A 12,520-nucleotide genomic window follows, 5' to 3' on the forward strand; every position below is an offset into this window, starting at 1 on the left:
ACCGCTGCCGCAGTAGCCCTGCGGCCACCGGCAAACCCACGTAGGGCGTCGTGAGAAACCAAATTCCGCGGACCGGCTCGCGATACGATCCTCGAGCGAGTAAAAGCGAGTTTCCAGTGCGAAACACTGGATCGGCCAGATCGCCACGGCGCCAAGCGGGGTGCAGATGTCTTACGTGATCGCTGTTCCAGATTCGATCGTTGAGGCGGCCTTGAATTTATCCGGCATCGGATCGCTGATCAGCTCCGCCGATGCGGCAGCCGCTTACGCGACCGTAGAAGTGAAGGCCGCGGCGGCCGACGAAGTGTCGGCCGGCATCGCCGCTGTGTTTTCCGCTCATGGCAAAGCGTATCGGGCATTCAATACGCATCTGACACGAACCCACGCCCAGTTCGTTGCTGCCTTGACCCGTAATGGGACGTCTTATGCAGCTGCGGAGGCCGCCAATGTTCGACAAACCCTGCTCGACGTCGTCAACGCGCCCACGCAGACGTTGTTGGGCCGGCCGCTGATCGGTAACGGGGCCGCCGGCGCTCCCGGCTCCGGATCAAACGGACAGGATGGCGGCATATTGGTCGGCAACGGCGGGGCCGGCGGATCCGGGGCCGTCGGCCGTCCGGGCGGCAACGGCGGAGCGGCCGGGCTGTTGTTCGGCAACGGCGGTAGCGGCGGCAACGGTGGCGGCTCTGCAACCGCCATCGCCAGCGCCGGCGGGAACGGCGGAGCCGGCGGACTGTTCGGTGCCGGTGGCAACGGCGGCACCGGCGGGTTTGGCCTGAACGGCGGGGCTGGGGGCGCCGGTGGACCGGCCGGCCTCTTCGGCACTGCCGGAGCCGGAGGAGCCGGAGGGCTGGGCGTGGTCGGCTCGCCCGGCAACAGTGGAGCCGGCGGCGCCGGCGGCGCAGGAGGTTTGTTCGGTTCGGGTGGCGCCGGCGGCACCGGCGGAGCTTCCCTGGCACAGACGGGCGGAACCGGCGGTGCCGGCGGAGCGGGAGGGCTGTTCGGCTCCGGCGGTAGCGGCGGCGCCGGCGGTGCCGGCCACAATGCCGGTGGCGTCGGTGGTGCCGGCGGAACCGGTGGCGCGATCTTCGGCTTCGGCGGGGCCGGCGGCGACGGGGGGCCCGCGGGGATTGGCGCCGCCCTCGGCGGCAACGGCGGCGCCGGCGGCAACGCTATCGGTCTGTTCGGCAACGGCGGTGCCGGTGGCGCAGGCGGGGCCGGCGACTTCACCGGCGGCGTCGGTGGTGCGGGCGGGAATGCCGGCGTTCTCTTCGGATCGGGCGGTAGCGGCGGCAGCGGCGGCTTTGCGCACGCCGCCGGCGGAAGCGCAGGCGCCGGCGGACACGGCGGCAAGTCGGGGCTGATCGGCGACGGCGGCGCCGGTGGAACGGGCGGTGCATCAGTTGATGGCCTCAGTCCCGGCGGCGACGGCGCCAACGGCGGTGACAGCTGGCTGCTGGGCAGTGGCGGCAGCGGTGGCGCAGGCGGGATTGGCGGGCCGTTGGGTAAGACGGGTCGCGGGGGCAGGGGCGGACTGCTCTTTGGCCCGGACGGGCTGTAGCGGCGATCGCCGCGCTGTCAGCCCAGGTAGCCCGGCGGCAGCGAGTCGAACATCACTTTCGTCATCCGGACGGCGTACTCCGAACTGCCGCCCCCGACGATCAGGGCCGCAAACGCCAGGTCACCACGGTAACCGGCGAACCAGGAATGCGAGCCGCCCGCGAATTCGGCTTCCCCGGTCTTGCCGTAGATATCCCCGCAGCCCGCGATCTCCTTGGCCGTGCCGTTGGTGACGACCAGCCGCATCATCGGGCGCAGCGCGTCGACCATCTTCGGGCTGATGGGCGTGTTGTCACCGGAAACCGTCGTCGGCCGTCCGGCGATCAACTGTGGCACCGGAGTCTTTCCGGCGGCTACCGTAGCGGCCACCAGGGCCATACCGAACGGGCTCGCCAGTACCCGGCCCTGACCGAAGCCGTCCTCGGTGCGCTCGGTCAGGTCGACCGTCGGCGGCACCGAACCGGTCACCGTGGTGATGCCCTCGACCTGATAGTCCAGCCCGATGCCGTACCGGGTGGCGGCCTGGGTCAGACCGCGCGGCGGCAGCTGGGCACTCAGCGCGGCGAACGTGGTGTTGCACGAGCTGGCGAACGCGCGAGACATCGGCACCACGCCGAGATCGAACCCGCCGTAATTGGGGATGGTGCGGTGCCCGATGTCGATGTGGCCGGGACATCCGACCATCGTGTTCGGGGTCGCCATGTCGCGGTCGACGGCAGCACCCGCCGTGACCATCTTGAAGGTCGATCCGGGCGGGTAGAGGCCGGTGGTGGCCGGCAAACCCTCAGCGTTGGCTCCGACGTTCTGGGCGATCGCCAGGATCTCCCCTGTCGACGGCTTGATCACCACCAGCATCGCCTTGCCGCCGCGCGTGTCCACCGCATGCTGGGCGGCGTTCTGCACGGCCCGGTCCAGCGTGATCGTCACCGACGGCGCCGGTGAACCCTCGACCTCATGCAGCACCGCCACGTCCACACCGTTCTGGTTGGTGCTCACGATCCGCCATCCGGCCTGCCCGTCGAGTTGATCCACTACGGCCTTCTTGACCTCCGCCATGACCGCCGGCGCAAAGTGCGGATCTGTCGGCAGCAATTCGGCGTGCGGGGTGATCACGACGCCGGGCAACTGCCCGATCGCCGGGAACACCCGATTGCTGTCGTCGGGCAGCAGTGTGACCAGGTCGACAGGCTGCGTGGCCGAGCTGGCCATCTCAGCCAGCAACTGCGGGTCGTTGAGAGTGTCATTGAAGGGATGCAGGATGTCCACAACGGCACGGGCGGTGCCGATCAGATCAGGTCCGGCCCGGCTGGCGTCCAGCGAGTAGTTGTAGATGTAGCCCGGCGCCAGTACGTCGGAGCCACCCAGTTCATTGACCGACGCACGCCGCGGCTGATCTGCCCGCAGCGCAAAGGTCTGATGCTCCCCCAGCTTCGGGTGCAGCCCGGTCGTGGCCCACCGAACCTGCCAGCGCCCCTCGTCGCGAGCCATCTTGAGCTGTCCGTCGTAACTCCAGGTCCGGTTCCTGGGCAGGTGCCAGGTGAAGCGGTACACGACCGTGCCGGTGTCCTCGGCGTACTTCGAGCTCAGCACCTGCGCGTCCAGATGAGTCGCCTGGAGCCCCGCCCAGGCTGCGTTGAGCGCCTCGCGGGCCTCGTTGGGGTTGTCACTGAGCTGGGCGGCGGTGGCGGTGTCGCCGACAGACAGCGCAGCCAGGAATCGCTGCGCGGCCGGACCCGGCCCTTCGGGCTTCGGGGTGCACCCGGGCAGGACCACCAGCGCAATCGACAGCAGTGCGACGGATGTTGCCAATGTTGTTTTTGAGCAAAATGTGGCCATCGGTACTGATGTTAAGAACTGCTGCAGTGACACAGCTGCAGACACACCGTGATACCGGGCGCGGTTAGTCCAGCAGCACAGTGGCGAAGGTGCCGACCTCTTTGAACCCGACGCGGGCGTAAGCGGCCCGGGCCACCGTGTTGAAGTCGTTCACGTAGAGGCTGGCGATCCTACCGCTGCCGACGATCACGGCGGCCAACGTCGCGGTGCCCGTAGTGCCCAGTCCCTGGCCGCGCCACTCGGGATGGACCCAGACCCCCTGGATCTGCCCGACCGCCGGCGATTGCGAACCGACCTCGGCCTTGAAGACCACCTGCCCGTGTTCAAAGCGTGCCCAGGCCCGGCCCGCCGCGATCAGGTTGGCCACCCGGCGGCGGTAACCGCGGCCGCCGTCGCCGAGACGCGGGTCCACACCGACCTCGCCGATGAACATGTCTACGGCGGCCACGAGGTAGGCGTCTAGCTCGTCCGGCCGTACCTGACGGACCTCGGTGTCCAACGTGCAATTGGGATGAACGTTGAGACTCATAAGCGGCTGCCGGTCGCGGACGTCGCGTGCCGGGCCCCAGGCCGACTCCAGCCGCTGCCACATGGGCAGCACCAAGTCTGCCCGGCCAACAAGTGACGAACAACGCCGCGCCGTGCTCTTGGCCTCGTCTGCGAACGCGTTCAGATCGATCAGGTTGCCCCGCAGCGGGATCAGGTTGGCACCGGCGAAGCACAGCGATTCCTCCGGCACCCGCCGGGTCCACAGCTCCCCGCCAATGGAGTTCGGCTCGACGCCGTAATCGGCGACCCGAGCGGCGACCATGCAGGATTCGACCGGATTGTCGCTCAGGACCCGCCACACTGCGGCGGCGTCGCGCACCACCGAAACCCGTCTCTCGCCAACCAGGCGCAAGATGGGCGGAGCCGACATCTCATAACTCTCTGTGATGCGAACCGGAGGCCAGTTGACTTGGCCCCTATCAGCTTACGGTCACAATAGGCGAACCGCTGGCCGCCGTCCCGGGATCCGTCTCCGTTTCCAGGCCCATCTGCTCGGCGAGCCGCATCGCCTCCTCGATCAGCGTCTCGACGATCTGGGATTCGGGCACGGTCTTGATCACTTCGCCCTTGACGAAGATCTGGCCCTTGCCGTTGCCCGAGGCCACGCCGAGGTCGGCCTCACGCGCCTCTCCCGGTCCGTTGACGACACAGCCCATCACCGCCACCCGCAGCGGCACGTCCAGACCGTCCAGACCGGCCGAAACCGCGTTGGCCAAGGTGTACACGTCGACCTGGGCGCGCCCGCACGACGGACAGGACACGATCTCGAGCCCCCGTGGCCGCAGGTTGAGCGACTCGAGGATCTGATTGCCGACCTTGACTTCCTCGACCGGCGGGGCCGACAACGACACCCGGATGGTGTCGCCGATGCCGCGCGACAGCAGCGCACCGAATGCGACCGCGGACTTGATGGTGCCCTGGAAGGCGGGACCGGCCTCGGTGACCCCGAGGTGCAGCGGGTAGTCGCATTGGGCGGCCAGCAGCTCGTACGCGGCGACCACGACCACCGGATCGTTGTGCTTGACACTGATCTTGATATCGCCGAAGCCGTGTTCCTCGAACAGCGAGGCCTCCCATAGCGCCGATTCGACCAGCGCTTCCGGGGTGGCCTTGCCGTATTTCTGCATGAACCGCTTGTCCAGCGAGCCGGCGTTGACACCGATGCGGATCGGGATACCGGCGGCACCCGCGGCCTTGGCGACTTCGCCGACCCGGCCGTCGAACTCCTTGATGTTGCCGGGGTTGACCCGCACCGCCGCGCACCCCGCGTCGATGGCGGCGAAGATGTACTTGGGCTGGAAATGGATGTCGGCGATGACCGGGATCTGGCTGTGGCGGGCGATCTCGGCCAGCGCGTCGGCGTCTTCCTGACGCGGACAGGCCACCCTGACGATGTCGCAGCCGGCCGCGGTCAGCTCCGCGATCTGCTGCAGGGTGGAGTTGACGTCATGAGTCTTGGTCGTGCACATCGACTGCACGGAAATCGGGTAGTCGCTGCCGACCCCGACGTCACCGACCATGAGTTGACGCGTGGGACGCCGGGGAGCGAGCGTGGGCGCCGGGGGTTGCGGAATGCCCAGGCCAATGGTCACTGTGTGTTCGCCTTCTCTCTTTTATTGGAAGAGCCGGATCGGATTGACCAGATCAGCGGTGACGGTCAACAGCATGTAGCCGACCACGAAGATCAGCACCACGTAGGTCGCCGGCATGAGTTTGAGGTAGTTCACCGGCGCGGCCGCCACCTTGCCTCGCGCAGCGCGGATCGAATTGCGGATCTTCTCGAACACCGCGACCGCGATGTGGCCGCCGTCAAAAGGCAGCAGCGGCAACAAATTGATGGCGCCCAGCACCAGGTTCAGCTGAGCCAGGAAGAACCAGAACGCCACCCACAGTCCGTGGTCGACGGTGTCGCCGCCGACGATGCTGGCGCCGACCACGCTCATCGGCGTCTGCGGGTCGCGTTGTCCGCCGCCGATCGCGTGGAAAAGCGCGCCCACCTTGGTCGGGATGGCGGCCAGCGACTTGCCGACCTCGACGGTCAACTGGCCGGCGAAGACGACGGTTGCCGGAGCCGCGGACAGCACGTTGTAATGCGTCGGCTCGTTGCGGGGCGCGCCGACGCCGATTGCACCCACGGTGGCGGGCTCGAGTTTGTTGCCCTGCCCGCTGGGGATATAGCGGCGGGCGGATTCGACGGTGACATTGGTGCTGATCGTCTTGCCGTCCCGCTCCACCACGATCGGAACGCTGCCGTGTACCTTGCGCACCGCCGTGGCCATCTCCTCGAACGTGCTCACCGGGGTGTCGCCGACCTTGACGACGACGTCGCCGACCCGCAGACCGGCCAACGCCGCAGGCCCCGGACCGTCGCACTTCTCGAGCTTGCCCTGGTTGATTTCCTGGGCGACACAACCGGTTTCGCCGACGATCGCCTTGGTCGACGGGTGCAGGTTCGGCAGGCCCCAGATCAGCGCGATCGCATAGAGCAGCACCAGGCAGATGACGAAGTTCATGCCCGGACCGGCGAACAGCACCGCGACGCGCTTCCAGGTGGCCTGCTTGTACATCGCGCGGTCCTGCTCGTCGGGAGCCAGGTCCTCGACCGGAGTCATGCCCGCGATGTCGCAGAAACCACCCGCCGGGATGGCCTTGAAGCCGTACTCGGTCTCGCCGCGCCGCGTCGACCACAACGTCGGCCCGAACCCGACGAAGTAGCGACGCACCTTCATACCGGTGGCGCGGGCGGCCCACATGTGGCCGCACTCGTGCAAGGCGACCGAGATGAGGATGGCCAGTGCGAAGAGCACAATGCCGACAACGAACATCATCAGTCTGTTACGACCTTTCTCACGCCGAGCCGGAAACTCTGACCGACGCCGGTGCCGAGCTTGCTCCCGCGATCGCACGTTGCGCTCGCTCACGGGCCCAGCGCTGCGCCTCGAGTACCTCATCCACGGTAGCTGGTGATGCGGCCCATTGGTCGGCAGCGTGCAGCACGTCGGCGATGGTGGCGACGATGGCAGGAAACCGGATCCGCCCTGAGAGGAACGCCTCTGCTGCTTCCTCATTGGCCGCGTTGTAAACGGCCGTCAAGCAGCCTCCGGTTCCCCCGGCCTGCCGCGCCAGCTCGACGGCGGGGAACACTTCGACGTCCAGCGGCTCGAATTCCCAGCTAGACGCGGTGGAGAAGTCACAGCACGTGGCCACTCCCTGCACTCGATGCGGCCAACCCAGGGCCAACGAGATCGGCAGCTTCATGTCCGGCGGGCTGGCCTGTGCGATCGTCGAGCCGTCGATGAAAGTCACCATTGAATGAACAATCGACTGCGGATGCACGACCACCTCGATGCGGTCGTAGGGAATCCCGAACAACAGGTGGGTTTCGATCAGTTCGAGACCCTTGTTGACCAGCGACGCCGAGTTCAGCGTGTTCATCGGTCCCATCGACCAGGTCGGGTGGGCACCCGCCTGTTCGGGCGTGACATGTTCGAGGTCGGCGGCCGACCAACCGCGGAACGGCCCCCCGGACGCGGTGAGTATCAGCTTGGCAACCTCGTCCGGGGTGCCGCCACGAAGGCACTGCGCCAGCGCGGAGTGCTCGGAGTCGACGGGCACGATCTGGCCGGGCGCCGCCGCCCTCAGCACCAACGGACCGCCGGCGACCAGCGACTCCTTGTTGGCCAGAGCCAGCCTGGCACCAGATTCCAGGGCCGCCAGCGTCGGTCGCAATCCCAATGCCCCGACCAGCGCATTGAGGACGACGTCCGCCTCGGTCTCCTGGACCAACCGGGTGACGGCGTCGGGTCCGTGGAACGGGATGTCTCCGGCGCGCGCAGCGGCGTCCGCGTCGGCGACGGCGACGTTGGTGACCCCGGTTTCGGCACGTTGACGCAGCAGCGTCTCCAGGTTCCTTCCCCCGGCGGCGAGGCCTACGATCTCGAACCGGTCAGGGTTGGCGGCGATGACCTCCAGCGCCTGGACGCCGATGGAGCCGGTGCTGCCCAGCACCAGCACCCGAATGCGCGCAGTGCCGCCATGCGGGGGCCCGTCCCCGGAGAATGTCACCCACCCATTGTGCCGCCTCAGTCCGACGGACCGGGTCTGGCCGGGCGAACTTTTCGATCTCGCACCCATCCGTGATCGCACTCACTCCGAATGAGTTCATGTACGGCACCAATGGCGACGTCGGTCGTCACCACGAAAGCGTTCTGTAGCAAAGGAATCAACACGTGATGAATCATCAGGCCAAGTCAGTGGCAGCAGCGGCCCTCGCGGCGGTCGCAATCGCGGGTGTCGCGGGATGCTCCAACAGCAAGCCCGCATCGCAGGGCTCCAGCAGTGCCACCTCCGCGAGCGTCTCAGCGGCCCCCAGCACCGCGACGTCGTCGGCGAAGGCCGATCCGGCCGCAGACCTGATCGGTCCGGGCTGCTCGGAATACGCGGCGCAGAACCCCACCGGCCCGGGGTCGGTAGCCGGTATGGCGCAGGACCCGGTCGCCACCGCGGCGTCGAACAACCCGCTGCTGAGCACCCTGACCTCGGCGCTGTCGGGCAAGCTGAACCCGCAGGTCAATCTGGTGGACACGCTCAACAGCGGCCAGTACACGGTGTTCGCGCCGACCAACGCGGCCTTCGACAAGCTGCCCGCCGCCACGCTTGACCAGCTCAAGACGGACTCCAAACTGCTCAACAGCATCCTGACCTATCACGTCGTCAATGGCCAGGCGAGCCCGAGCAAGGTGGCCGGCACCCACAAGACGCTGCAGGGTGCGGAGGTGACCGTAACCGGCGCGGGCAACGACCTGAAGGTGAACACGGCGGGTCTGGTGTGCGGTGGTGTGCACGCGGCGAACGCCACCGTGTACATGATCGACACGGTGCTCATGCCGCCAGGTCAGTGACATCCCGTATCCTTGGACAAGGCAGCCCACCTCAGGTGGGCTGCCTTTTTCCGTGGCGTTGAACCGATCCGGGACCGCCGCCGTGACGAATAACTGACATGTGGACCTTGGCGCTGATCGGCTTTCTCGGCGGTTTGATCACCGGCATATCACCGTGCATCCTGCCGGTGCTGCCGGTGATCTTCTTCTCCGGTGCGAACAGCGCACCGCGCGAAGCGCCGGTCGAGGGTGCGGTGGCGGTCAAGCCCAAGCTCACCCGGTCGGAGGCGTCGCGCCCCTACCGGGTGATCGGCGGCCTGGTGCTCAGCTTCAGCGTGGTGACCCTGCTCGGCTCGGCGCTGCTTTCGGCGCTGCACCTACCTCAGGACGCCATCCGCTGGGTCGCACTCGTGGCGTTGGTGGCAATCGGTGCCGGTCTGATCTTCCCGCGTTTCGAGCAGCTACTCGAGCGCCCCTTCTCCCGTATCCCGCAGAAACAAATCGCCATGCGTGGCAACGGTTTCGGGCTAGGCCTGGCACTGGGGGTGCTGTACGTCCCGTGCGCGGGTCCAGTCCTGGCCGCGATCGTGGTGGCCGGGGCCACGGCTTCCATCGGCGTGGGAACCGTGGTGCTCACCGCGTCGTTCGCGCTCGGGGCCGCCCTCCCGTTGCTGTTCTTCGCGCTGGCCGGGCAACGAATAACCCAGCGGGTGAGCGCGTTTCGGCGCCGGCAGCGAGAGATCCGGATCGGCGCCGGGATCGTCACGATACTGCTGGCGGTCGCGCTGGTATTCGACCTTCCGGCCGCACTGCAGCGCGCCATTCCCGACTACACTGCGTCGCTGCAGGAGCGGGTCGGCGACTCCCGGCAGGTGCAGGAGAAGCTCGGCGGAATCGTCACCGACCAGAATGTGCAGCTGTCCAATTGCACACATGGCGGCAGCAAGCTCGAAAACTGTGGCCCCGCACCGGATCTGCGCGGTATCACCGGTTGGCTGAACACCCCGGGCAATCAGCCGCTCACCCTGAAGTCGTTGCGCGGCAAGGTCGTTCTGATCGACTTCTGGGCCTACTCCTGCATCAACTGCCAACGGGCCATCCCGCACGTGGTCGGCTGGTACCAGGCCTATAAGGACGCCGGCCTGGAAGTCATCGGCGTGCACACTCCGGAGTATGCGTTCGAGAAAGTTCCCCAGAACGTCGCCAGGGGCGCCGCCGACCTGGACATCAAGTACCCGGTCGCGTTGGACAACAACTACTCGACGTGGACGAACTACCGCAATCGGTACTGGCCGGCCGAGTACCTGATCGACGCCAATGGAATTGTGCGGCACCTGAAGTTCGGTGAGGGTGGCTACCAGGACACCGAGCAGCTGATCCGGCAGCTACTCACCGATGCCAGGCCCGGTGTCGCGCTGCCGGCTCCGGTCGGCGCGCCCGATCTCACACCGAAAACGAACACGACGGCCGAGACCTACCTGGCCGTCGGCAAGAACGTCAACTACGGCGGTGGCGGCGATTACGACGAGGGCGCGCAGACCTTCCGCTACCCGGCGAGTCTGGCGCAGGACAGCTTCGCCCTGAACGGCCCGTGGGCACTCGATTACCAGGGCGCCACGGCAGTCGGCGATGACTCGGCCATCAAACTCAACTACCACGCCAAGGACGTATACATCGTCATCGGCGGGACCGGCACACTCACCGTGACGCGCGACGGCAAATCCACCACCGTCCCGATCAGCGGGCCGCCGACCTCCCGTCAGATAGTGGCCGACCCCCGGCAGTCGTCGGGCACCCTCGAAGTTCGGCCCAGCAAAGGATTGCAGGTTTACTCTTTCACCTACGGGTGAATCCCGTCCACAGAGCCGGTAGCTCCGAATCCCTCTATGTCGGGGGTCTCGACACCTACCACAAGGAGCGAACAACCATGAAGACGAAAACTTCAATGGCAGCAACCGGTTTCACGGTCGCACTGATGGCGTGCGGTTTAGCGCTGGCGCCTACGGCATCGGCCAGCGATCTGGTCGGCCCGGGATGTGCGGACTACGCGGCCGCCAACCCCACCGGCCCGGCGTCGGTGCAGGGCATGTCGCAGGTTCCCGTCACCGAGGCTGCGGCGGCCAACCCCATGCTGACCACGCTCACGGCGGCGCTGTCCGGGCAGCTCAACCCGCAGGTGAACCTGGTCGACACCCTCAACAGCGGTCAGTACACGGTGTTCGCGCCAACCGACGCCGCCTTCGGCAAGCTGCCGCCAGCTACTATCGAGCAGCTCAAGACGGACTCGGGTCTGCTGACCAGCATCCTGACCTACCACGTGGTGAGTGGCCAGGCCAGCCCGAACCGCGTAATCGGCACCCACAAGACTCTGCAGGGCGCCAGCGTGACGGTCACCGGCCAGGGCAACAACATCCGGGTCAACAATGCCGGCGTGGTCTGTGGCGGCGTCTCGACGGCGAACGCGCAGGTCTACATGATCGACACGGTGCTGATGCCGCCGGCGTGATCACGCGGCGCTACGCCGCGGCGACCCCTCCGGGTGGAGACGCGCCCGCGGACAATCGACCTATGCCAGAATGTTCAGGCAGTGTCAGTCCGAGTGCAGTCCAACCGGAGGGATCGCCGTGGCCAGTACCGAAGTGGAGCCGTTCGCCGGCGTCGACGAGGCCGAGGTGCCGTCCGCGCAATGGGGATGGAGCAGGATCAACTACCGCACGTGGTATCTCACCGGCACCTTCATCGTCATCTTCTTACTGGCGATGCTGCGCGGTAACCACGTCGGCCACATCGAGGACTGGTTCCTCGTCGGGTTCGCTGCTCTTGCCTTGATCATCCTGGTGCGCGACATCTGGGGTCGCCGGCGGGGCTGGCTCAGGTAGCGGGTTGACCAGCCGGGTCCCGGTGCAGGTGTACGTCCCCGGAATCGCTGCGCACGTGCAGGATCAGGGTTTGTCGTCGGCCTCAGGGCCCTCGGCGGCCCGTAATCGGTTGGTGACGGCCCCGGAACCGGTGACGATGTCGAACCGGACGGCGGTGCCAGTGGGGACACCGAGCGCGACCTCTCCGCTGTTGGTGTGCACAGATACAGCACCCTCGACCCCCGACTCGACGATCACCGACCCCGACCCGGTGCGCGACCTGAGGTGGCCACGCAAGGTGTCGACGGACAGCGACCCGCTTGCGGCCTTGAACTTCAGCTCGCCGTCGAGGTTGTGTACCCGCACCGGCCCCGACGTCGTGGCGACCGACGCATAACCATCAACAGCCCGAACGGCGATTGTCCCCGAAGCGTTGACTGCCTTCAATCTCCCGGTCACTGCCTCGATCTCGACGTCGCCGCTGCCGGTGGCCAGCCGCACATCGGTGTACTCGCCTTCGGCGCGCAGGTCGGCGGATCTGAGCGTCGCATGCAACCGCGACCGCGGCGGCAACGCGACGTCGAGATCGACGGCGCCACCCCGATGCCGCGAGGCGGCACGCCTGGGTCCGGAGATCGTCAACCTGCCGTCTCGGAAGTCGACGCGGAGATGTTCGGCGGACCAGACATCGGCGGGCGATGCCTCATCGTGGGGCCGCACCCCTACGACCGTGTCGAGGCGCTCGCTCGCGACGAGATGGACCGACCCCGCTCGCGCTTCGAGCCGGACGCTGATCGGTTCGGGGGTGGTGAATGGCGACATTGGTGGTCTCCTCTG

General features: G+C 67.2%; 11 protein-coding genes. 5 read left to right on the forward strand and 6 right to left on the reverse strand.

Annotation, left to right across the window (positions count from 1 at the left end):
• Positions 1-166 precede the first annotated feature (166 nt).
• On the forward strand, positions 167-1,561 hold the full coding sequence (locus ACX9NE_RS15695) for a PE family protein (protein ID WP_459362289.1): 1,395 nt from the start codon (positions 167-169) through the stop codon (positions 1,559-1,561).
• A 17-nt stretch (positions 1,562-1,578) separates the two neighbouring features.
• Here the strand turns inward: ACX9NE_RS15695 and ACX9NE_RS15700 are convergent, their stop codons facing one another.
• The 5 genes from ACX9NE_RS15700 to dxr all read right to left on the reverse strand — a co-directional run bounded on the left by ACX9NE_RS15700 (position 1,579) and on the right by dxr (position 8,010).
• Positions 1,579-3,396 carry a penicillin-binding transpeptidase domain-containing protein gene (locus ACX9NE_RS15700; protein ID WP_459362290.1) on the reverse strand — a complete coding sequence of 606 codons (1,818 nt, stop codon included), beginning with the start codon at positions 3,394-3,396 and terminating at the stop codon, positions 1,579-1,581.
• Between the two features lie 64 nt (positions 3,397-3,460).
• On the reverse strand, positions 3,461-4,315 hold the full coding sequence (locus tag ACX9NE_RS15705; RefSeq protein WP_459362291.1) for a GNAT family N-acetyltransferase: 855 nt from the start codon (positions 4,313-4,315) through the stop codon (positions 3,461-3,463).
• A 49-nt stretch (positions 4,316-4,364) separates the two neighbouring features.
• Positions 4,365-5,537, reverse strand: a complete 1,173-nt coding sequence (gene ispG / locus ACX9NE_RS15710) for a flavodoxin-dependent (E)-4-hydroxy-3-methylbut-2-enyl-diphosphate synthase (protein WP_459362292.1) — start codon at positions 5,535-5,537, stop codon at positions 4,365-4,367.
• Positions 5,538-5,558: 21 nt separating this feature from the next.
• Positions 5,559-6,773 (reverse strand): M50 family metallopeptidase, encoded by a 1,215-nt coding sequence (locus ACX9NE_RS15715; RefSeq protein ID WP_459362293.1) that lies wholly within the window; start codon positions 6,771-6,773, stop codon positions 5,559-5,561.
• A gap of 19 nt (positions 6,774-6,792) precedes the next feature.
• A complete protein-coding gene (gene dxr, locus ACX9NE_RS15720) occupies positions 6,793-8,010 on the reverse strand; it encodes a 1-deoxy-D-xylulose-5-phosphate reductoisomerase (protein WP_459362294.1) in 1,218 nt (405 codons plus the stop codon).
• 164 nt (positions 8,011-8,174) lie between these two features.
• Between dxr and ACX9NE_RS15725 the strand changes: the two genes are divergently transcribed.
• The 4 genes from ACX9NE_RS15725 (at position 8,175) to ACX9NE_RS15740 (ending at position 11,704) form a co-directional block, all read left to right on the forward strand.
• A complete protein-coding gene (locus ACX9NE_RS15725) occupies positions 8,175-8,846 on the forward strand; it encodes a fasciclin domain-containing protein (protein WP_459362295.1) in 672 nt (223 codons plus the stop codon).
• A gap of 98 nt (positions 8,847-8,944) precedes the next feature.
• Complete coding sequence (locus tag ACX9NE_RS15730; RefSeq protein WP_459362296.1) at positions 8,945-10,675, forward strand: cytochrome c biogenesis protein DipZ; 1,731 nt, start codon at positions 8,945-8,947, stop codon at positions 10,673-10,675.
• A 77-nt stretch (positions 10,676-10,752) separates the two neighbouring features.
• The gene (locus tag ACX9NE_RS15735) at positions 10,753-11,331 is read left to right on the forward strand and encodes a fasciclin domain-containing protein (protein WP_459362297.1); all 579 of its coding nucleotides are present in this window, start codon (positions 10,753-10,755) and stop codon (positions 11,329-11,331) included.
• 118 nt (positions 11,332-11,449) lie between these two features.
• Positions 11,450-11,704, forward strand: coding sequence for a DUF2631 domain-containing protein (locus tag ACX9NE_RS15740; protein WP_459362298.1), 255 nt, complete (start codon positions 11,450-11,452; stop codon positions 11,702-11,704).
• Between the two features lie 63 nt (positions 11,705-11,767).
• Here the strand turns inward: ACX9NE_RS15740 and ACX9NE_RS15745 are convergent, their stop codons facing one another.
• Complete coding sequence (locus ACX9NE_RS15745) at positions 11,768-12,505, reverse strand: DUF4097 family beta strand repeat-containing protein (protein ID WP_459362299.1); 738 nt, start codon at positions 12,503-12,505, stop codon at positions 11,768-11,770.
• Positions 12,506-12,520 lie beyond the last annotated feature (15 nt).

The sequence above is a fragment of the Mycobacterium sp. ML4 genome, assembly GCF_054515735.1.

What these genes read in the sequence shown, in the direction of transcription:
- ACX9NE_RS15695 (WP_459362289.1), top strand. Translation starts at nt 167, where the DNA reads ATGTCTTACGTGATCGCTGTTCCAGATTCGATCGTTGAGGCGGCCTTG.
- ACX9NE_RS15700 (WP_459362290.1), bottom strand. Translation starts at nt 3,396, where the DNA reads ATGGCCACATTTTGCTCAAAAACAACATTGGCAACATCCGTCGCACTG.
- ACX9NE_RS15705 (WP_459362291.1), bottom strand. Translation starts at nt 4,315, where the DNA reads ATGTCGGCTCCGCCCATCTTGCGCCTGGTTGGCGAGAGACGGGTTTCG.
- ACX9NE_RS15715 (WP_459362293.1), bottom strand. Translation starts at nt 6,773, where the DNA reads ATGATGTTCGTTGTCGGCATTGTGCTCTTCGCACTGGCCATCCTCATC.
- ACX9NE_RS15730 (WP_459362296.1), top strand. Translation starts at nt 8,945, where the DNA reads ATGTGGACCTTGGCGCTGATCGGCTTTCTCGGCGGTTTGATCACCGGC.
- ACX9NE_RS15735 (WP_459362297.1), top strand. Translation starts at nt 10,753, where the DNA reads ATGAAGACGAAAACTTCAATGGCAGCAACCGGTTTCACGGTCGCACTG.
- ACX9NE_RS15745 (WP_459362299.1), bottom strand. Translation starts at nt 12,505, where the DNA reads ATGTCGCCATTCACCACCCCCGAACCGATCAGCGTCCGGCTCGAAGCG.